This is a genomic window from Paenibacillus paridis (assembly GCF_006345825.1).
GTDB classification, from domain to species: Bacteria; Bacillota; Bacilli; order Paenibacillales; family Paenibacillaceae; genus Pristimantibacillus; species Pristimantibacillus paridis.
The window spans coordinates 89,460-107,871 of the sequence record NZ_VCIX01000083.1 but is presented as its reverse complement, the minus strand read 5'-3'; the positions used below and the strand labels follow the sequence as shown (position 1 = coordinate 107,871).

Sequence of the window (18,412 nt, the reverse complement as noted above, 5' to 3'; positions counted from 1 at the left end):
GCGTTTGCCGCTACTCGCTTAGCTCGTCGATGCTAACTGCACGGTGCTCGCGAGCAGATCGGTTCGAAGCCTCCATAAGCTTTGTCAAATCGATGGCAAGGCTTACATTTTCATCTGCTGACGTGTTGTTTTCAATATGCTGTACCCATTGGTCAAATGCGCTTTCTCTGTTCGCAGGAATCTCTTGTTCCGTCCAGTTTTCTGATGAAGCGGCACCGGCAGCGGATGTGCGAAGAAGAAGCTTGCTCTCAGGCGTACCGTATAGCAGCGTTCCTTCCGTACCATGTACCTCAAGCGTAAATGGCGAATGGTTGTTCACGAATCCAGCTTCTACGATGCCGATGGCTCCCGAAGCAGCAGACAGTGTCGCTACCGCGTTGTCTTCGACTTCCTTGCCGGTTACGTAACCAAAATGAGCCGACACCTCCTTAGGCATCTCGTTCATAAACAGTCTGGTCAAATACATTGGATGACATCCCAAATCGATTAAAGCGCCGCCGCCGCATTCCTGCAAGCTGTAGAAATGTTCAGGCAGCCAGTTCGCCGTTGCCCCGTTGTGAGACAAGCGTGCACGCACGAGGGTGATTTTTCCAAGTACGCCTTGTGACAAAATATCACGAATCGCTAAGGTATAGCCGTCGTTCAAACGAGGCAGCGATACCGTTAATTTTACATTATTTTTGGCTACTGCATCCAGTATAATGTTTACTTCCTTCAAAGTTGGGGCAATAACTTTCTCCGTAAAAATATGTTTGCCTGCATTAGCGGCAGCAACCATCACTTCTTGGTGCCTAAACGTTGGCGCGTCAACGATCACAGCATCGATATCCTCGCGGCTTAGCATTTCATCTAAACTAGCGTGAAAATCAACGCCCAGCTTCTCCGCTGCGGCTTGTCCGCGTTCCGCGATTTCATCCCATACCGCTACGATTTCCGTACCTGGATGTTCCTGAGCTTGCTTTGTATAGTCCCATGCGTGCACATGCCAATAACTGATTTTACCAATTCGGATCATCGGTTCATCTCTCCCTGGGCGTCTATTAGTGATTTCGTGATTCGTATATAAATTTATGACAACAAATATAATCTAACATATTTGTATTCTTATTTTTAGTGCAATTTAATGACGATTTATATATGGAATTACGACATTGATTCTAGTCTTTACAAATAGGGCTTTCGATATTCGCGCGGCGATAGCCGAGTAATCTTTTTGAACGTTTTGCCAAAATGGGAAAAGTTGTCGAAGCCGACGGAAGCGGCGATATCCGTAATGCTGCTGCTGGTTTCACGGAGTAGGCGCTGCGCTTCCTTGATGCGGGTAAGGATGACGTAGTCGGAGAAAGCAAAACCCGTGATTTTCTTGAACATGCGGCTTAAATAGTAGGGACTGATAAAAAACTGGCCAGCAAGGCCGTTTAACCTCAGCGGCTCGCCAAAATGGGCATTAATATAGCGGATAATTTCAGAAATTTTGGCGTGCATAGGCGTCGCATGGTGCGGCGGCGCAGGTTCATGCTTCTCCATGTATCTGGCGGCGAGAAGCAGCAGCTCCGTGATCGCATGCGGAGGATAGAGCTCGCAGCCGGCAGGCCGATCCCTAATTTCGGCAAGCATTCGTCTCATCAATTGATCGACGGCAAGCTGCTCTTGACGCGGCAGGCGAAGGATTGGAGAAGCTTGCCGGAACGGCGACAGCAGCAGGTCAGCGTGGATGCCCGCCAAACGCCCAATCATCGCGTCGTCGAAATGAATGACGAACCGCTCATGCGCGGCATCGCCGGTCTGCATCGTCTTGTGAAGCTCATGCTTATGGATGAAGACGAGATCTCCTTGTTCAATCGAATAGGAACGGTCCCGTATGAAATAGATACGTTGTCCCGATAGCATGTAATACAGCTCATAATAATCATGGTAATGATCATCTGCCATCGTAAACGGGGCGGAGCGTTTCAAATATTCCACGTACAACTCCGGCGTTGAGCCGAAGCTGTACAGTTCGAGCGGCGTGTTCATCGCAGAGGTACCCCTTTTTTGAAAAATTATTTGCAGTATTCGTTTACAGCAGCTAATCCATCAGGCGAGATATAAATGAAATGGTTACGCGAAAAATAGATGTGATGGCTAATTATCGCAAGAAAAGCGGTGTTTCACCGAAAATAAGCATCATATGCAGAGAATTATATCATTCTCATGCCGTAAAATGAAGGCAAGCGAATAAAGGGAGGAATTAAGATTATGTCAAAAAAACGTTATGTATTGGTAGGAAGCGGCGGAAGGGCTGAATTTTTTTACGGTGCGCTTGCAACCGATTTCAGAGAAACGTCGGAACTGACCGCTGTTTGCGATATTAACCAAACCCGTATGGACTATGCCAACCGCGTATTAGTCGATAAATATAAATATGAAGCTGTAAATACGTACAAATCGAATGAATTTGACCGCATGATTGAGACGGAGAAGCCGGATGCGGTCATCGTGACAAGCATGGACCGTACGCATCATACGTACATCATCCGCGCGCTGGAATTGGGTTGTGATGTCGTGACGGAGAAACCAATGACCGTGGATGAGAAAAAATGCCAGGAAATTTTGGATGCGGTTGAGCGCACGGGCCGCAATGTACGCGTCACGTTCAACTACCGCTATGCGCCGCATCATACCAAGGCGAGAGAGCTAATCGCGAACGGCACGATAGGCAAAGTCACCTCCGTACATTTCGAGTGGCTGCTGAATACGCAGCATGGCGCGGATTATTTCCGCAGATGGCACCGCAACAAGCAAAACAGCGGCGGCTTGCTCGTGCATAAATCGACGCATCACTTCGATCTCGTCAACTTTTGGATCGGCTCGCAGCCGGAGTCGGTATTCGCTTATGGCGATCTCTTGTTCTATGGCCGCGAAAACGCGGAGGAGCGGGGCGAAACGCAATTTTATGAGCGCGCGACGGGAAATCCGATTGCCGAGAACGATCCTTTTGCGCTACACTTGGATAAAAATGAGCATTTGAAAGCGATGTATTTGGACGCGGAGCATGAGGATGGCTATCGCCGCGACCAGAGCGTATTCGGTGACGGCATTAATATCGAAGACACGATGGGCGTGCTTGTCCGCTACAAGAACAACGCGATTTTAACGTATTCGTTGAATGCTTATTTGCCTTGGGAGGGTTACCGCATCGCCTTTAATGGAACGAAGGGCCGTATTGAGATGAACATCGTCGAGCAATCGTACGTGAATTCCGGAGGCGAGAAAGCGGATGAAGGCGCGCTGAAGGAACAGACGATTAAAGTGTTCCCGATGTTTGGTGCTCCTTACGAGGTTGAGGTTGAGGAAGGCGTGGGCGGCCACGGCGGGGGAGATCCCGTCCTGTTGAACGATTTGTTCGGAACGCCTGTGGAGGACCCGTTCAATCGTGCGGCTAACCATATTGACGGAGCAAGATCGATCTTAACGGGTATTGCAGCGAACCGCTCGATACAGACGGGGCTTGCGATACAGATCGATGACCTTGTGAAATTTCACAAATAGTGTTCGGGGGGAAGCTGGAATGAAGCCATTTATGGACGACAATTTTTTGCTATCGAACGAAACCGCTGTACGGCTCTACCACGATTTTGCGAAGGACATGCCCATTATCGATTATCATTGCCATTTAAGTCCGCAGCAAATTTTTGAAAATACGAGCTTTGCGAACTTGACCGAAGCTTGGCTGTACGGTGACCACTACAAATGGCGTGCATTGCGCGCTAACGGAGTAGAGGAGAAGTATGTGACCGGCGGCGAAGGCGTAAGCGATTACGACCGTTTTGAGGCTTGGGCCCGGACGGTACCGCAAACGATCGGCAATCCATTGTACCAATGGTCGCATTTGGAGCTTCGCCGCTATTTCGGCGTATACGAGCTTATTAATGAGAAGAATGCGCCGGCGATTTGGGAGCAGGTAAACGCGAAGCTGGCAACGGGCCAGTTCAAGGCGCGTGATTTGGTCAAAATGTCCAACGTAGAGGTGATCTGCACGACGGATGATCCTGTGGATTCGCTGGAGTACCATATCGCAATCAAGGGCTTGGAGGATTTCGACGTACAGGTGCTGCCATCCTTCCGTCCGGACAAGGCGCTTGAAATTAACCGCGCTACGTTTCTGGATTGGGTAGGCAAGCTCGGCTCTGCGGCGTCCGCAACGATCGACAGCTATGACGCGCTGCTTGACGCGCTTGCGGCAAGAGTACAGTTTTTTGATGAAGTAGGCTGCAAGGTTTCCGACCATGCGCTTGATTATGTTGCCTACGCCGAGGCGTCGAAGGACGAGGCAGCCGCTATTTTTGCCAAAGCACTAAAGGGCGAAATGGTCAGTCTGGAGGAAGAGAAGCAATATAAAACGTATACGCTGCTCTTTCTTGGACGTTTGTACGCGGAGCGCGGCTGGGCGATGCAGTTCCATATCAATGCCGCACGGAATAACAGCTCCCGCATGTTCGGCAAGCTTGGTCCGGATACCGGGTTCGACTCGATCAATGACAGCCCGGTGGCTTATCCGCTGGCGAAGCTGCTTGATGCGCTGGATACGGACGATGCGCTTCCGAAGACGATCGTTTATTCACTCAATGCCAATGACAATGATGTGCTAGGTTCGATTATCGGCAGCTTCCAAGGCGGTGGCGTGCCAGGGAAAATCCAGCTGGGCTCGGCATGGTGGTTCAACGATACGAAGAACGGCATGCTTGACCAGATGAATGCGCTTGCCAATCTCGGCTTGCTGAGCCGCTTTGTCGGCATGCTGACGGATTCGCGCAGCTTCCTCTCGTATACCAGACATGAGTATTTCAGGCGTTTGCTTTGCAATCTGCTTGGCGAATGGGTGGAAAACGGCGAGGCGCCACAGGACATGGAATTGCTTGGCGACATGGTGCAAAACATATCCTACCGCAACGCAAAAGCCTATTTCGGTTTTTAATTCTATAGCCATTATACGTTCTGCAGCTCCGTCAGCTTTTTGCTTGGCGGAGGTTGTGGAACGTTTTTTGCGTCGATCCGGTAGGCAGCCATCAAATATCGAAGCATCTGGGGGACAGCAATATTAGCGGCCATGCCGAAAAGCTCGGAATGGGCCGTTTTTCTGCAAAGCAAATAGAATGCGGTACCGCCAATGAGCTCAAAGGCGATAAATTCCTTCCATTTCCATGCGGGCACAACATAAATTTTGAATTCTTTATTAGAAACGGAACGTATTCGCAAAATGGTAGCCTCCTGCTGATTAGGCACATTACAACCGTAACTAGATTATGCGCGGCGGCTTATCCATCATTCGTCAATTGAAAAGGTTAGCAACAATAATGAGGGGAGTGGGTATCGTGACAAAAACAGCCTTCGTAACAGGAGCGGACCGAGGCGTAGGCCTGGCGCTTGTGAAGGGCTTGCTAGCGCAAGGGTATGATGTATTTGCAGGACAGTACGCGGAGGAAGTGCCTGCTGTTCAGGCGCTGATGGATGAATATGCCAAGCAATTGCAGATAGTGCGGCTGGATATCGCTAGCGATGAAAGCGTGGTCAGGGCGTTCGAAGCTTGTGTGGAGCGAACGGATAAGCTGGATTTGTTAATCAACAACGGAGCTATTTTAGGAGAAATTAGCGCTACCGTTCTGGATACGTTTAATTATGCCGAGATGCTCGAGGTATTCAACGTGAACACGCTCGGCAGCTTGCGCATGAGCCAGACCTTTATGCCGCTGCTGCTCAAGAGCGATTCGAAATTTCTTGTCAACATTTCATCGGAAGCAGGCAGCATTGGCGACTGTTTCCGGGAGAGCTGGTACGCGTACTGCATGTCGAAGGCAGCGCTTAACATGCAGTCCAAGCTAATCCATAACGGTATCAAGCCGCAAGGAGGCCGCGTGCTGGTCGTCCATCCCGGCTGGGTGCAAACCTTTATGCAGGGCAAGCTGGATGCAGCGGCAGCGCTTACGCCGGAGCAATCGGCCGAAGGCATCCTCAAGCTGGTGGAAGCAAGGTTAGGCCGGAGTGCCGCGGAAGCGGACTGTGAATATGTCGATTATGCTGACAACGCGCTGAACTGGTAGCTGATGTAGGGTCTGCATCCTGAATTACTGATCCATGTACTATAGTTTTTGTAAGCAAACGCCGATGCGAGGGATCAGACGGTTTTGCATAGTTAAAAGTTTTATGGGGCTTTGCATGATGGGGCCCAGCATACTTTAACTTATGAAAGCAGGTGTATAGCCAATGACGGATTTACGATCTTTTGTTGCTCGAGTGATGAACACGCTGGAGGCTCATCGTTTGAAGGATGATAGCGGACGTTATACGCGGTATTTAGCGCAGCTCGAGAGTGAACCTAACGATGATGATGTGTATGGAACAGCGGATGCCGCAATCATTTTATATGCACTCAATGCCATGCCAACGGATTCCGCGGAACAGAAAAAGTGGATTCATGCGCTTCAACGGCATCAGGTCAAGGAAACGGGTGTTTTCGCAGGCAAAGGCCATGATGACATCCATAGCACGGCGTTTGCATTGTCTGCTTTGGAGTTGTTTGAGGCGAAAGCGCTATATCCGTTAAGCCGATTTAGTGAACGGATGGATAAAGAGGCCCTCGTCAGCTTTCTGGAGGGGCTGGACTGGCGTGATCAGCCATGGGGAGAATCTCTGAAAGGCGCGGGCATTTATGCGAGCCTCGTGCTGTCCGCATCGGTGGATGAAGAGTGGGAGCGGGCTTATTTTGACTGGCTGCGCCAAAATGTCGACCCGATTACGGGCCTGTGGCGCCGCAGCTGCGTAAAGAATGAGGACGGAAGCCTGGTGAGCGCCCCCATCTTTCATCACATTGCGGGAAGCTTCCATTATCTGTTTAATCTGGCGCACCGGAAGGAGCCGATTCTGTATCCAGAGCGCATCTTGGATACGTGCCTATCGCTCTACCAGAGCGGTGAATTGGAAGTGCCCGTCGAGCCATTTTCTTATTTTCATATCGATTGGGTTTATGTCATCCTCTGCTGTATGAGACAAAATGCCACGTATCGAAGGGAAGAATGCGAAGCGGCTGTCAAAGGCACCTCCCAATCCTTCATCGCTGTGCTCGCACAGCTTGGAGAGGATTCGGAGGAACCGCTAGACGATTTACATTCATTATGCGGAGCGGTGTGCGGCTTGGCTGCAATACAACTGCTGCTTCCCGAGCTTATTCATACGGATAAGCCTCTGCAGCTCGTGCTGGATCGCAGGCCCTTTCTATAGGCGCTAACGAGCAGAAAGCTCGCCGAAAGCGCGACGCAAAATGCTCAGCATCTGATCGATGTCCTGCTGCGAGACAATTAACGGCGGGACAAGACGTACCGTAGAAGAATTAGGCGTATTAATCAGCAGCCCCATGCGAAGACAGATAGCGGCAAGCTCGGCAGCTGTTCCTGCCGGTGTATCAAACGCCAGGAGCAGCCCTTTTCCGCGGATGTTGGTTATTGGATAATCGCTTCCGAGCTCCTGCAAGCCCCGAACCAAATATTTTCCCTGAATGTCCGCGTTGCCCGCAAGATTCCGCTCCAGAAGCTCGGTAAGCACGGCGTGGCCTACAGCCATGGCAAGCGGAGCTCCGGTATAAGTGCCCCCTTGATCCCCTGGCTTGAACAAATCATATTTGCTCTTGGTCAGCATAGCCGACAACGGAAATCCAGCGCCAATGCCTTTGCCAAGCGTCATGACATCAGGCTGAATGCCGTAATGCTCATAAGCGAAGAGCTTGCCGGTTCTGCCTAGCCCCGTTTGAATCTCATCGAAAATAAGCAGCATCCCATACATATCGCATATTTTGCGAAGTCCGTACAAATAGGCCTCATCGACGGCATGAACGCCGCCTTCCCCTTGCACAAGCTCGACCATGATCGCGCATGTTTGATTGTTTACGGCAGCAAAGCAGGCATCCAGATCATTGATCGGGACATGCTTGAAGCCGTCAACTTTAGGTGCAAAGAGCTCTTTCCATTGTTCTTTGCCAGTCGCCGACATCATCGCGAGCGAGCGTCCGTGAAAGCTGTTCGTGAGCGTAATGATTTCGTAGGCTCCTCCAAGATTAACGGATCCGTGTTTTCTTGCGAGCTTGATGGCACTCTCGTTCGCCTCAGCCCCGCTGCTGGCGAAAAAAGCCTTATCCATTCCGCTAACGCTGGTCAATAGCTCGGCAAACTCGATCATTGGACGATTGAAGTAGCCGGGGCTAGCATGGACGAGCGTTCCGGATTGACGAGACAACGCCTCCTGCAGCACAGCAGGGGAATGCCCCAGACTTGCAACGGCCCACCCGCCAACAAAATCTAAATAACGGTTCCCATCCGTATCCCATAAGTACATGCCCTGCCCGCGTTCCATAACGAGGTTTGGGCGTTGTGCCGTAAATAATACGGATTTCTCCGCTTGTTCCAATAAAGACGACGTAATTGATTTTTCAGTCTGAATCATGACTAGCCTCCCGAATATTCATCTCATTGCATAAATATACAACAAAACGATTAATTATTCAATATTTAAAAAATGAATTAGCAATGATAACGATTATCAATTAGAATATAAACAGCAGTAAATGTAAGATTGCACGCAAGGCCAACGTAACGATGAGCCGTAAACATGCAATAGGGATGGTGAAGCAGGAATGGATGGATTGGAACGTCTGAAGGAAACAATGGCAGACCAGCGGTTTGAAAACCTGTGGCTGAAGCTGAAACATATAGAAAGAGTCCATGGCCAAGATCGGTCATTCCCTCGTTATAGCGGGCACGAGAATCATTTTCTCTTGATTATAGCGGAGGGCAATTACGGGCAAGTGATGATCGACGGCAGCCATTATCCGCTGCATCTGGGAATCGTTTGCGTGTGCTCGACAGCGCAGAAGATTGAAGTGACATCGTGTAATGCGACGGGTACTGGAATTGTTATCCTCTCCTTTGAGGCGGGCGGAATGCGTTCCTCCAAGCAGGCTGAGGAATTGATGGACGGTGAACAAGCCTACGAGGAGCTGCAGGCTATTCTCGGTGTATACAAGCTCTCGCCTGCCGCGGGCGCAATGGAAAAAAGCCAAAAGATTGACCGCTACTGGAGAAGCGGCAATGCCATCGACCGTTTATACGGAAATGCTGGGCTTTATGAGCTGCTCGGATTATCGCTGGCTGGTTCTGCGCATTCGCCAACAAGCATGCTCGAACTGGCAAGAGCGGAGCTGGAGAAACGGTATGCGGAAGATATTAAAATCGATGATTTAGCGGCACTTGTCGGACTCAGTCGTTTCCACTTTATGCGGATATTCAAGGAAAAGTACGGAAAAAGCGTACTGGAATATGTAACGGAGCTCCGGCTTGGCAAAGCGAAGCGGCTAATGGTTGATCAGCCGGAACTTTCTTTGCACGATATTGCGGAGCAAGCAGGCTATCATAATGCTGCTTATTTCAGTCGTATTTTTAAGAAGCAGGTCGGAATTACTCCTAACTTGTACTGGCGCAACCGCTCTCGTAAGGTAGCAGCTTACAGCTGGGCGAATATCGGACAGCTTTTGCCGCTCCAAATCATGCCTTACGCGGCGCCAATCGATCAATATTGGAACGATTATTATCGCAAAAGGTACCAAACGGACGTCGTTGTGCCGCTTAGCCATGATCATGATTTTAATCTGGCTGCGTTAAAAGAAGCACGTCCGGAGTGCATAATCGGCCTGGATTATCTTATTCCGGCAGAGGTGAGAGAGAAGCTTGAGCAGATCGCGCCGCTTCTGCTTATTCCGTGGTCCGTGGCAGATTGGCGCCAGCATTTGCGCCTTGTCGCGGATTTTACAGACAAGTCCAAAGAGGCAGAAAACTGGCTGGTCAACTATGATTGGAAAGCGGAGCTGGTGCGGCGCGAGCTGCAGGCTGCGGTCAAGAAGTCGGTTGTGCTCATTTTGAAAATAGCAGGAACACGCATCTCTGTAGTCGGACGTCGTGCAGCGACGGTGCTCTATGATGATTTGCAGCTAAAGACTCCTTATCGCCTTGGCATGATAGATCCATGGCTGCAAGCGGTACTGCCCCATCAACTGGAGGATTTCCATGCGGATCACATAATGCTGAGCGTCAATGAGGATGCAGCGTCCGAGGCGACGTGGAGAGGCTTGCTTGCGTCCGGATATTGGCAGAGCTTGCGCGCCGTCAAGCACCGCATGGTATCCTATTTGCCGGGCTTTTCTTGGTTTGAATTCCCGGCCGGCGAATATTCTGCGCTGCATCATGAGCGAATGTTGGATGAGGTGCGTGTTACGCAGTTATGCGTGCAAAATAAATAGATAGCCTCCCTGTTGCGAGCGAATTTTCGAAGCGGTAGGTTATGAGGCAGCTTCTCTATCAACAAATTCAAAACCGAAAGCTTGGAAGGCAAGCGAGAAGCCAACGATATAGAGCTAACTTATGATGATAACGGTATCCGCTGCGTTCCACTCGATTTTTTTTGGAACCTGCTCAGTTGTTCGAAGTGATTTTTGAAATAGCTGGAATTTCTCCCGTTAAAATAGTGCTATTCGCTCGGCAATTAAAATAGCTGGAATTTATCCTGTTAATCTAGTTGTTTCTCTGGATTTTCAACTATTCGCTTGGAATTAACAGGAGGGAATCCAGTTATATGCCAATGAAAATCAAATATCATGAAATGAGAAGGAGAATTTCCTTTTAAATCATAAGGAGATCGGATAAATTCGCTCAAAATGATTGGGCGATAAGCGTAGGCAAAGGCAAACAGGAAAAATGAGAAAGCGGGGTCCTTTTTGATGCTTTTTTAGGTTTACTCTATGAGGATTCAAATGAAAAAGCGGTTGTCTAGCTGCGCAGAAGGTTGAGAAACCTGATCAGATTCGTATTGCCAATTGCAAAAGCATAGGCTATAGTTGTTTTAACTTCATATGGAGTACGGGTGCTGGATCTAGTCCGGCTGAGATAGGGGCCCTTTTGTCCCTGACCGTTAATCTGAACCAGGTAATGCTGGCGTAGAGAACGTATCGAATCGTAACCATTCGTGTATTCTCGAATGGTTTTTTTCTATTGCCCGCACCTGTTTTCCGTGAATGGGAGGAAACAGAAATGATGCAGGAAGCGTTAATTGAAAGGCTTCAGCAGCAGGTTGAAGACCGGCAGGAGGAGCTGTTTGCCCTGCTGTCGCAGCTGGTCGCTTATCCGACCGTAAGCCCTCCGGCGCGCAACACGCAAGAGGCGCAGCGATTCGCTCGAGAGCAGCTAGACGCTTGCGGATTTGAGACAGAGCTATGGGAGGTATATCCCGGCGACCCGAATGTTACAGGGATTAAACGGGGAACGCAGCGGGAAGCTTACCGGAGCCTGCTGCTTAACGGCCACATGGATGTAGCGGAGGTTGGCAGTGATGCCGAGTGGCTGTATGATCCGTTCCAGTTGACCCTTGAGGCAGGGAGAGTGTACGGGCGGGGAACCGCAGACATGAAAGGCGGATTGGCGGCCTTGCTGTTTGCAATCAGGCTGCTGAACGAGGGCGGCGCCGAGCTGAAGGGCGACCTGCTGTTCCAATCGGTCATTGGCGAGGAAGCCGGCGAGGCGGGAACGAGAGCCTGTACGGAAAGGGGCTGCAGCGCCGACTTTGCCATTGTTGCTGACACAAGCCATCTTGCCATTCAAGGGCAAGGCGGCGTGATCACCGGGTGGGTTACCGTGAAGAGTCCGGTTACGTACCATGACGGCTTGCGTTCGCGGATGATTCATGCCGGTGGCGGCATCCGGGGAGCAAGCGCCATTGAAAAAATGGTTAAGCTGATCGATGGGCTGCAGGAGCTTGAGCGGCACTGGGCGGTTACGAAGTCCTATCCAGGCTTTCCGGCAGGCTCGAACACGATCAATCCGGCGGTCATTGAAGGCGGCCGGCATGCGGCATTTATTGCCGATCAATGCGCGTTATGGATCACGGTTCATTTTTACCCTGACGAGGATTATGAATCGGTGGCTGCTGAAATCGAGAGCCATCTGCTCAAGGTAGCCGAAGCCGATCCATGGCTGCGTGACCATCCCCCAACTTTTCGCTGGGGCGGAAGGTCCATGCTGGAGGAACGGGGCGAGATATTCCCGTCGCTCACGCTGGATGAAGAAGGGGAAGGGCTGAAGACGCTTGCTGCTGCCCATGCCAAGCAGCTTGGTACAGCGCCTATAGTAGGGATGAGCCCGAGCGTCACGGATGCGGGATGGCTGGGAAGAGCTGGCATACCGACTGTTATTTACGGTCCAGGAGAGCTTCGCCATGCACATGCGGTGGATGAAAGCATCGAGCTTCGCGAGCTCATCCATTACGTCAAGGTAATGATTGCCTTTATCGCGGATTGGTGCAATCAACCAAAATCGGAAAGCGAGAGGTGCTAGCAAATGGGAGTAGATACGGCAGTTGGAAGCTTTAGTGAGAGGCTCTACCAGTCGGTTCAGCCGGTATGGCAGAAATGCCATGCCCACCCGTTCCTGACAGGCTTAAGAGATGGGACGCTAGAACTGGAACGGTTCATTTATTATATGAAGCAGGATTATGTTTATTTGATCGATTATGCCAAAATGTTCGCTTTAGGGAGCATCAAGGCCCGCGATTTGGAGACGATGGGAAAGTTCGCCGAGCTGCTGCATTCGACGCTCAACGTAGAGATGGAGCTTCATCGCCAGTATGCCGAGCGCTTCGGCATCGCAAGAGATGAGCTGGAGGCTACCGTTCCTGCACCGACAACGATAGCCTACACGAAGTATATGCTGGATGCCGGGCAGGGCTCGCTTGCGGAGGTGGTCGCAGCCTTGCTTCCGTGCATGTGGAGCTACCGCGAGATCGGGACAACGTTTGCGACGCACCCGGGTGCGCTGGACCATCCGCTTTATCGCGAATGGATTCTGATGTACAGCTCGGAGGAATTTGGAGAGCTTACGGAGTGGACGATCGGACTGATGGACAGGCTGGCCGAGGATTTGCCTGAACGGGAGCTCGCCCGTCTCGAAGAGCTGTTCGTCGTTACGTCCAAATTCGAATATATGTTTTGGGACATGGCGAATCGGCAAGAGGAGTGGCCGGTTTGAGCGACATGCTGCCGCTTGCAGCGACCGATCGTTCATTGGCCTTGTCAGTAGAGGGGCTTACCTACGCCTTTGAAGAAGGCGCTCCGCTGTTCAAAGGGTTAGGCTTCGATATACGCGAAGGAGAATTCGTATCTTTCCTTGCACCAAGCGGCATGGGCAAAACAACGCTGTTTCGGCTGCTGGCAGGGCTGCTTAGCCCGCAAGCAGGGAGCGTGAGCCTAGGCTCGACAGAGGGAGAAATGCTTGGCACAAGCTCAAGCGCTGGGCGCATGGGTTATATGCCGCAACGGGACAGCCTAATGCCGTGGCGAAGCGTGCTCGATAATGCAGCTCTTGGCCTTGAGCTGGCTGGGGTTCGAAAACGCGAAGCGAGGCAGCGCGTGCTGGAGCTGCTGCCAGCCTTTGGGCTCGCAGGAATGGAGGGGAAGCGTCCGCATGAGCTGTCGGGCGGCATGCGCCAGCGCGTATCCTTCCTGCGCTCGATGCTTGGAGGCGGTAACCTGCTGCTGCTGGATGAGCCGTTCAGCGCATTAGATGCGATGACGCGGATCAGCATGCAGGAATGGTTGCTTCAGCTATGGGAGCAGCACCGTAAAACGATCTTGTTTATTACCCATGATATCGATGAGGCGCTGCTGCTGTCGGATCGGGTGCTCATCGCGACGGAATCGCCGGTCTCTTCGCTTAAGGAGCTCGTGATTTCGCTGCCAAGGCCGCGAACCTACCATACGGTGCTGGAAGATTCTTTTGCCGCGCTGAAAAGACAGACGCTTGAGCTTCTTGGCAGAGGAACGGGCGGAATGGGGGAAACAGGCCAATGAAACGACGGTTACGGTCTAGCCTGCCCATCCTAATCTTTGTTTTGCTGCTGGCGCTCCTATGGGAGGCCGCAACGAGAATGCTGGCGATTCCGCATTACATTATTCCGAAGCTGTCGGACGTACTGGTTTCGATTTGGGACAATCGTGAGCTGCTTGGCAAACACTTTGCAGTTACATTGGGAGAGTCGCTGCTCGGGCTAGCCATATCGATCGTTTTTGGAACGCTTGCGGCGATTTGCATCGAAAGCTCAAGCTTAGCTAAGAAAACACTGTATCCGCTCATTGTCGCCTCCCAAACCATTCCGATCATCGCTTTATCACCGATCATGGTCATGTGGTTCGGCTATGAGATATGGAGCAAGGTGGCTGTCGTTATTTTATTCACTTTTTTTCCTATTGCGGTCAACACGGCGGATGGCTTTCGCTCGGCCGATACCGGTATAGGTGAGGTCATGCGGTCGATGGGAGCCCGTCGGCGCGACCTGTTCTTCAAGTGGAAGCTGCCGTCGGCGCTGCCCGGCTTTTTCACTGGACTGAAGATGGCCGCAACGATCAGCGTAGGCGGCGCAACGCTCGGAGAATGGTTGGGCGGCGAGGCTGGCCTTGGGATGTATACGAAGCGGGCATCTAGTTTGCTGCGGGGCGACGCTGTATTTTCAGGCGTGCTGCTTCTATCGGCAATGGGGATTTTATTGTTTCTGACCGCCCAGTGGCTGGAGAAGGCCAGCTTGTCGCGGCGCCAATCTTAATTGCAAATAAGAGAGGAATAACCAATCAATGAGCTTAAATAAATGGAAAAGACATTTTGGATTTACAATTGTTTTTGCACTTGTCCTGACTACGCTTGCTGCATGCGGCTCCGATAATGAAGAGAAAGCGGCGGCGGAAGCCGAAACGGAGCTTACCGTACTGCTCGACTGGTATCCGAATGCGGTGCATTCCTTCCTTTATGCGGCGGAGGAGCAGGGGTATTTTAAAGAAGCGGGCCTTAAGGTCAAGCTCCAAACGCCGGCCGATACGAATGACGCGCTAAAATTAGTGGCTACAGGCAAAGCGGATCTGGCGCTCAGCTACCAGATGCAGGTTGCGATCTCCCGTGCCGAGGACATTCCAATTGTTTCTGTGGCGGCGATCGTGCGGCATCCGCTTAACCGATTGTTTGCACTGGATTCAGCAGCCATTCAAAGCCCGAAAGATCTCATTGGCAAAAAAATCGGATATCCGTCGATTCCGCTCGATCAGTTGATTGTAAACACGATGGTGGAATCGGATGGCGGCGATCCGGCTAAGCTGAATTATGTCGATATCGGCTGGGACCTTATTCCGGCGATGACAACGAGTAAGGTCGATGCGATTATTGGCGGTTATGTCAACCATGAGAAGCCGCTGCTGGAGAAAGAGGGCATGAAGCTCGCCGCATTTGATCCTTCTGCGTATGGCGTTCCCGATTATTACGAGCTTGTGCTTACAGCAAGCGAAGCAGGCCTAGAGAGCAAAAGCGCGGCGTTCAAGAAATTTATCGAAGCGGCTGCCAAAGGCCAGCAATACACGGTAGACCATCCGGAGCAATCCTTGCAAAATCTGCTTGACTCGCAAAATGAGAATTTTCCGCTGGATGCTGAGATCGAGAAGCAAAGCTTGGATATTTTGCTGCCGCTCATGGATGCGGGCTCAGAGCCGTTTGGCTCGCAAACGGAGGAGTCCTGGAACGCGGTTATCGACTGGCTGAACAAGCATGGGCAATTAAAGAAAGAGCTTAAGGCAGAGGATGCTTTCCGTAATCTATAATGGAATACAAATAGAAGTATTGTGCATCAAGGTTGTGCGGGAAGGAGCTGGTGAAGTGGAGGAACGGTATTCAAGACAAATGCTTTTTGCGCCGATTGGCGAGGCTGGGCAGCGAAAGCTGATGGATAGCGCGGTCTGCATCGTAGGCATGGGGGCACTTGGAACGGTGCTGGCGAACCATATGGTTCGCGCAGGAGTTGGGCATGTGAGGCTTGTGGATCGCGATTACGTGGAGAAAAGTAATTTGCAAAGGCAAATGCTGTTTGACGAGGATGACGTGGAGCAAGTGTACCCGAAGGTGGTGGCAGCGGAGAAGAAGCTGAAGAAAATCAATTCTTCCATTCGAGTAGAAGCGATTGTTGCCGATGTAACCGCCCTTAATATTGAGGCTTTGCTAGAGGGCATGGACCTGGTACTGGACGGGACAGACAACTTCCAGACCCGTTTTCTGCTCAATGACGCATGCTTTAAGTTCGGTATCCCGTTTACGTACGGAGGGGCGGTCAGTTCGCGGGGAATGAGCGCGATCTTCGTCCCAGGGCAGACGCCTTGCCTGCGCTGCTTTATCAAAACAGGCGATTCCGGCGGCCAAACCTGCGATATGATTGGAGTGATTGCACCTATCGTTGATATGGTCGCTTCCTATCAAGCCGTTGAAGCCATGAAATATTTGGTCGGAGACGAGAAAAAAAGAAGAAAAAGCCTCGTTACGTTTGATATCTGGCAAAATCAATATTTCGAGATGAAGCTGGGCGAGCCGGATAAGAACTGTCCCTGCTGCCAGTTGAAGGAATACCCAGCTCTGGAGCCGGACGCGGAAAACACGGTTTTGTCCTTGTGCGGACGGGAGACCATTCAAATGGCGGGCATCGGTTCGCTGGATCTGGTTTTGTGGCGGGATCGGCTTGCGCAGGCAGCGGTAAAAGTAAGCCTGAATCCGTTCCTGCTGAAGGCCGAGCTACCGGAGGGCGAACGGCTCGTATTGTTTGCCGATGGGCGGGTGCTTGTGCAAGGCACGGATGATTTTGTACGCGCAAAAACCTTATACGCCCGCTATATCGGGCTTTAATACGGAGGAGTGAGGAACCGATGAAGGATTTCAGATTGTACGCCATTACCGGCGAGCAATTCCATCCCGGCCGCGGCTTGGTAGAGGTTATGGAGGAAGCGATTCTCGGCGGAGTTGATATTATTCAGCTGCGCGACAAGTCAGGCGACAAAGCAGCGATATTGGAGAAGGCAAGGGCGCTTAGAGAGCTGACCCGGAAATATGGCGTAACCTTTATCGTTAATGACTATATCGATATCGCAATGGAAGTGGATGCGGACGGGATTCATTTGGGTCAAGGCGATGTGCCTCTCCTTGAAGCGAGAAAGCTCGTCGGCACTAAAATCATTGGCATCTCAACCCATGCCATCGAGGAAGCGCTTCTTGCGCAGGAGCAGGGAGCCGACTATATCGGGGTGGGTCCCATTTATCCGACAGCGACTAAGGTTGATGTCGTTGATCCTGTCACGATTGCATACGTGCGCGAGGTCGTGCAGGAAGTGAATATTCCGTTCGTGGCGATTGGCGGCATTAAGCTCCATAACGTGGATGAGGTTATTCAAGCGGGAGCAACCCGGATTTGCGCGGTTAGCGAAATTGTAGGCAGCGCGGATGTGAAAGGCACCTGCGAGGCCTTTATTCGGAAGCTGGAGAGAGGGTAGTGAGCATATGGACCTTGTAATTAATGGGGAAAATCAGCAATTGGAGCAGGTTCGCACGGTTTATGACGTGATCGAGAAGCTGGGACTGTCTGGGAAGCCGGTCGTTGCGGAGGCGGATGGCAACGTGCTGACCGCGGAGCAGTGGGCGGATACGCCCGTATATTCGGGCATGAAGATTGAATTGGTTCATTTCGTAGGAGGAGGCTGAACGGATGCAGACAGATGCTTTGGTCATTGGCGGTCGCACGCTGACCTCCCGTTTTTTTATTGGCACCGGACTATTTCCTAATCCCTATGTGCAGAAGGAAGCAATCAAGGCGTCTGGTGCCGAGGTGCTTACTTTTGCAATTAGACGAATCAACTTAGCTGCGACGGAGGATGATTCCATTCTTCAGCATTTGGAAGGAGAGAATTATGTTTATCTTCCGAATACTTCAGGCGCCCGAACAGCGGAAGAAGCCGTCCGGATTGCACGGCTGGCGCGGGCTTCCGGTCTCAGTGACTGGATTAAAGTTGAGATTAGCGTCAACGAGCGCACATTGCTGCCCGATCCAATTGAAACGCTGAAGGCAACTGAACTATTAGTGAAGGAAGGCTTTACGGTGCTTCCCTATACTTCGGATGATCCAGTCATCTGCAAGCGGCTGGAGGAAGCGGGCGCTGCGGCGGTCATGCCCGGCGCGTCGCCAATCGGTACGGGCCTAGGCATCCTGAATCCTTATAACATCGGTTTAATCGTTGAGGAGGCTAACGTTCCTATTATCGTGGATGCCGGACTTGGTTCGGCGAGCGATGTCGCGCAGGCGATGGAGCTTGGGGTGAGCGGAGTCCTGATGAACACGCCTGTAGCGAAGGCGAAGGACCCGGTGCGGATGGCGAAAGCGATGAGCCTTGCCATCGAAGCTGGGCGTCTATCCTATTTGGCAGGTCGGATTGGGAAGAAAAAGTATGCCTCGGCAAGCAGCGGGCTTGAAGCTTTTAAATTGAAATAACCGA

General features: G+C 51.4%; 18 protein-coding genes. 14 read left to right on the top strand and 4 right to left on the bottom strand.

The features are described 5' to 3' along the window. Positions 1 to 10 precede the first annotated feature (10 nt). Together FJQ58_RS12310 and FJQ58_RS12305 are read right to left on the bottom strand one after the other, a co-directional pair. Positions 11 to 1,015 carry a Gfo/Idh/MocA family protein gene (locus FJQ58_RS12310; protein ID WP_139993763.1) on the bottom strand — a complete coding sequence of 335 codons (1,005 nt, stop codon included), beginning with the start codon at positions 1,013 to 1,015 and terminating at the stop codon, positions 11 to 13. Positions 1,016 to 1,164: 149 nt separating this feature from the next. Beyond that, on the bottom strand, positions 1,165 to 2,016 hold the full coding sequence (locus tag FJQ58_RS12305; protein WP_139993761.1) for a helix-turn-helix transcriptional regulator: 852 nt from the start codon (positions 2,014 to 2,016) through the stop codon (positions 1,165 to 1,167). A gap of 222 nt (positions 2,017 to 2,238) precedes the next feature. Here FJQ58_RS12305 and FJQ58_RS12300 point away from each other — a divergent pair, with 222 nt between their 5' ends. Next, positions 2,239 to 3,531, top strand: a complete 1,293-nt coding sequence (locus FJQ58_RS12300) for a Gfo/Idh/MocA family protein (RefSeq protein WP_202915256.1) — start codon at positions 2,239 to 2,241, stop codon at positions 3,529 to 3,531. A gap of 19 nt (positions 3,532 to 3,550) precedes the next feature. Beyond that, a complete protein-coding gene (gene uxaC / locus FJQ58_RS12295; protein WP_139993757.1) occupies positions 3,551 to 4,957 on the top strand; it encodes a glucuronate isomerase in 1,407 nt (468 codons plus the stop codon). Positions 4,958 to 4,968: 11 nt separating this feature from the next. Here uxaC and FJQ58_RS12290 read toward each other — a convergent pair whose 3' ends face one another. After that, positions 4,969 to 5,238, bottom strand: a complete 270-nt coding sequence (locus FJQ58_RS12290) for a hypothetical protein (protein ID WP_139993755.1) — start codon at positions 5,236 to 5,238, stop codon at positions 4,969 to 4,971. A 116-nt stretch (positions 5,239 to 5,354) separates the two neighbouring features. On the opposite strand from FJQ58_RS12290, the gene FJQ58_RS12285 reads away from it, so the two are divergent. Together FJQ58_RS12285 and FJQ58_RS12280 are read left to right on the top strand one after the other, a co-directional pair. Next, positions 5,355 to 6,080 carry an SDR family oxidoreductase gene (locus tag FJQ58_RS12285; RefSeq protein WP_238404017.1) on the top strand — a complete coding sequence of 242 codons (726 nt, stop codon included), beginning with the start codon at positions 5,355 to 5,357 and terminating at the stop codon, positions 6,078 to 6,080. 163 nt (positions 6,081 to 6,243) lie between these two features. Beyond that, positions 6,244 to 7,257, top strand: a complete 1,014-nt coding sequence (locus tag FJQ58_RS12280) for a prenyltransferase/squalene oxidase repeat-containing protein (protein WP_139993751.1) — start codon at positions 6,244 to 6,246, stop codon at positions 7,255 to 7,257. A 3-nt stretch (positions 7,258 to 7,260) separates the two neighbouring features. Here FJQ58_RS12280 and FJQ58_RS12275 read toward each other — a convergent pair whose 3' ends face one another. Next, positions 7,261 to 8,472: an aspartate aminotransferase family protein gene (locus tag FJQ58_RS12275; RefSeq protein ID WP_139993749.1), complete on the bottom strand. Its 1,212-nt coding sequence runs from the start codon at positions 8,470 to 8,472 to the stop codon at positions 7,261 to 7,263. A 190-nt stretch (positions 8,473 to 8,662) separates the two neighbouring features. Between FJQ58_RS12275 and FJQ58_RS12270 the strand changes: the two genes are divergently transcribed. The 10 genes from FJQ58_RS12270 to FJQ58_RS12225 all read left to right on the top strand — a co-directional run bounded on the left by FJQ58_RS12270 (position 8,663) and on the right by FJQ58_RS12225 (position 18,408). After that, positions 8,663 to 10,321 (top strand): AraC family transcriptional regulator, encoded by a 1,659-nt coding sequence (locus FJQ58_RS12270; protein WP_139993747.1) that lies wholly within the window; start codon positions 8,663 to 8,665, stop codon positions 10,319 to 10,321. A 790-nt stretch (positions 10,322 to 11,111) separates the two neighbouring features. After that, positions 11,112 to 12,407, top strand: coding sequence for an acetylornithine deacetylase (locus FJQ58_RS12265; protein ID WP_139993941.1), 1,296 nt, complete (start codon positions 11,112 to 11,114; stop codon positions 12,405 to 12,407). A 3-nt stretch (positions 12,408 to 12,410) separates the two neighbouring features. Beyond that, complete coding sequence (gene tenA / locus FJQ58_RS12260) at positions 12,411 to 13,097, top strand: thiaminase II (RefSeq protein WP_139993745.1); 687 nt, start codon at positions 12,411 to 12,413, stop codon at positions 13,095 to 13,097. Between the two features lie 5 nt (positions 13,098 to 13,102). After that, positions 13,103 to 13,918, top strand: coding sequence for an ABC transporter ATP-binding protein (locus tag FJQ58_RS12255; RefSeq protein WP_139993939.1), 816 nt, complete (start codon positions 13,103 to 13,105; stop codon positions 13,916 to 13,918). After that, positions 13,915 to 14,667, top strand: a complete 753-nt coding sequence (locus FJQ58_RS12250; protein WP_139993743.1) for an ABC transporter permease — start codon at positions 13,915 to 13,917, stop codon at positions 14,665 to 14,667. Before FJQ58_RS12255 ends, FJQ58_RS12250 begins: the two co-directional genes overlap by 4 nt. A 28-nt stretch (positions 14,668 to 14,695) precedes the next feature. Continuing rightward, on the top strand, positions 14,696 to 15,706 hold the full coding sequence (locus tag FJQ58_RS12245) for an ABC transporter substrate-binding protein (RefSeq protein WP_139993741.1): 1,011 nt from the start codon (positions 14,696 to 14,698) through the stop codon (positions 15,704 to 15,706). 55 nt (positions 15,707 to 15,761) lie between these two features. Then, complete coding sequence (locus FJQ58_RS12240) at positions 15,762 to 16,775, top strand: ThiF family adenylyltransferase (RefSeq protein ID WP_238404015.1); 1,014 nt, start codon at positions 15,762 to 15,764, stop codon at positions 16,773 to 16,775. A gap of 20 nt (positions 16,776 to 16,795) precedes the next feature. Further along, complete coding sequence (gene thiE, locus FJQ58_RS12235) at positions 16,796 to 17,416, top strand: thiamine phosphate synthase (protein WP_139993737.1); 621 nt, start codon at positions 16,796 to 16,798, stop codon at positions 17,414 to 17,416. A 7-nt stretch (positions 17,417 to 17,423) separates the two neighbouring features. Then, entirely contained in the window at positions 17,424 to 17,624 is a 201-nt protein-coding gene (gene thiS / locus FJQ58_RS12230) for a sulfur carrier protein ThiS (RefSeq protein ID WP_139993735.1), read from the top strand. A 4-nt stretch (positions 17,625 to 17,628) separates the two neighbouring features. Beyond that, positions 17,629 to 18,408 (top strand): thiazole synthase, encoded by a 780-nt coding sequence (locus tag FJQ58_RS12225; RefSeq protein ID WP_139993733.1) that lies wholly within the window; start codon positions 17,629 to 17,631, stop codon positions 18,406 to 18,408. Positions 18,409 to 18,412: the final 4 nt, after the last annotated feature.

Bases quoted from the DNA above. Each gene is read 5' to 3' on its own strand.
- FJQ58_RS12265 (WP_139993941.1), top strand. From the start codon at position 11,112: ATGCAGGAAGCGTTAATTGAAAGGCTTCAGCAGCAGGTTGAAGACCGG.
- FJQ58_RS12275 (WP_139993749.1), bottom strand. From the start codon at position 8,472: ATGATTCAGACTGAAAAATCAATTACGTCGTCTTTATTGGAACAAGCG.
- FJQ58_RS12225 (WP_139993733.1), top strand. From the start codon at position 17,629: ATGCAGACAGATGCTTTGGTCATTGGCGGTCGCACGCTGACCTCCCGT.
- FJQ58_RS12280 (WP_139993751.1), top strand. From the start codon at position 6,244: ATGACGGATTTACGATCTTTTGTTGCTCGAGTGATGAACACGCTGGAG.
- FJQ58_RS12300 (WP_202915256.1), top strand. From the start codon at position 2,239: ATGTCAAAAAAACGTTATGTATTGGTAGGAAGCGGCGGAAGGGCTGAA.
- FJQ58_RS12310 (WP_139993763.1), bottom strand. From the start codon at position 1,015: ATGATCCGAATTGGTAAAATCAGTTATTGGCATGTGCACGCATGGGAC.
- tenA (WP_139993745.1), top strand. From the start codon at position 12,411: ATGGGAGTAGATACGGCAGTTGGAAGCTTTAGTGAGAGGCTCTACCAG.
- FJQ58_RS12305 (WP_139993761.1), bottom strand. From the start codon at position 2,016: ATGAACACGCCGCTCGAACTGTACAGCTTCGGCTCAACGCCGGAGTTG.
- thiS (WP_139993735.1), top strand. From the start codon at position 17,424: ATGGACCTTGTAATTAATGGGGAAAATCAGCAATTGGAGCAGGTTCGC.
- FJQ58_RS12250 (WP_139993743.1), top strand. From the start codon at position 13,915: ATGAAACGACGGTTACGGTCTAGCCTGCCCATCCTAATCTTTGTTTTG.
- FJQ58_RS12255 (WP_139993939.1), top strand. From the start codon at position 13,103: ATGCTGCCGCTTGCAGCGACCGATCGTTCATTGGCCTTGTCAGTAGAG.
- FJQ58_RS12270 (WP_139993747.1), top strand. From the start codon at position 8,663: ATGGATGGATTGGAACGTCTGAAGGAAACAATGGCAGACCAGCGGTTT.
- FJQ58_RS12245 (WP_139993741.1), top strand. From the start codon at position 14,696: ATGAGCTTAAATAAATGGAAAAGACATTTTGGATTTACAATTGTTTTT.
- thiE (WP_139993737.1), top strand. From the start codon at position 16,796: ATGAAGGATTTCAGATTGTACGCCATTACCGGCGAGCAATTCCATCCC.
- uxaC (WP_139993757.1), top strand. From the start codon at position 3,551: ATGAAGCCATTTATGGACGACAATTTTTTGCTATCGAACGAAACCGCT.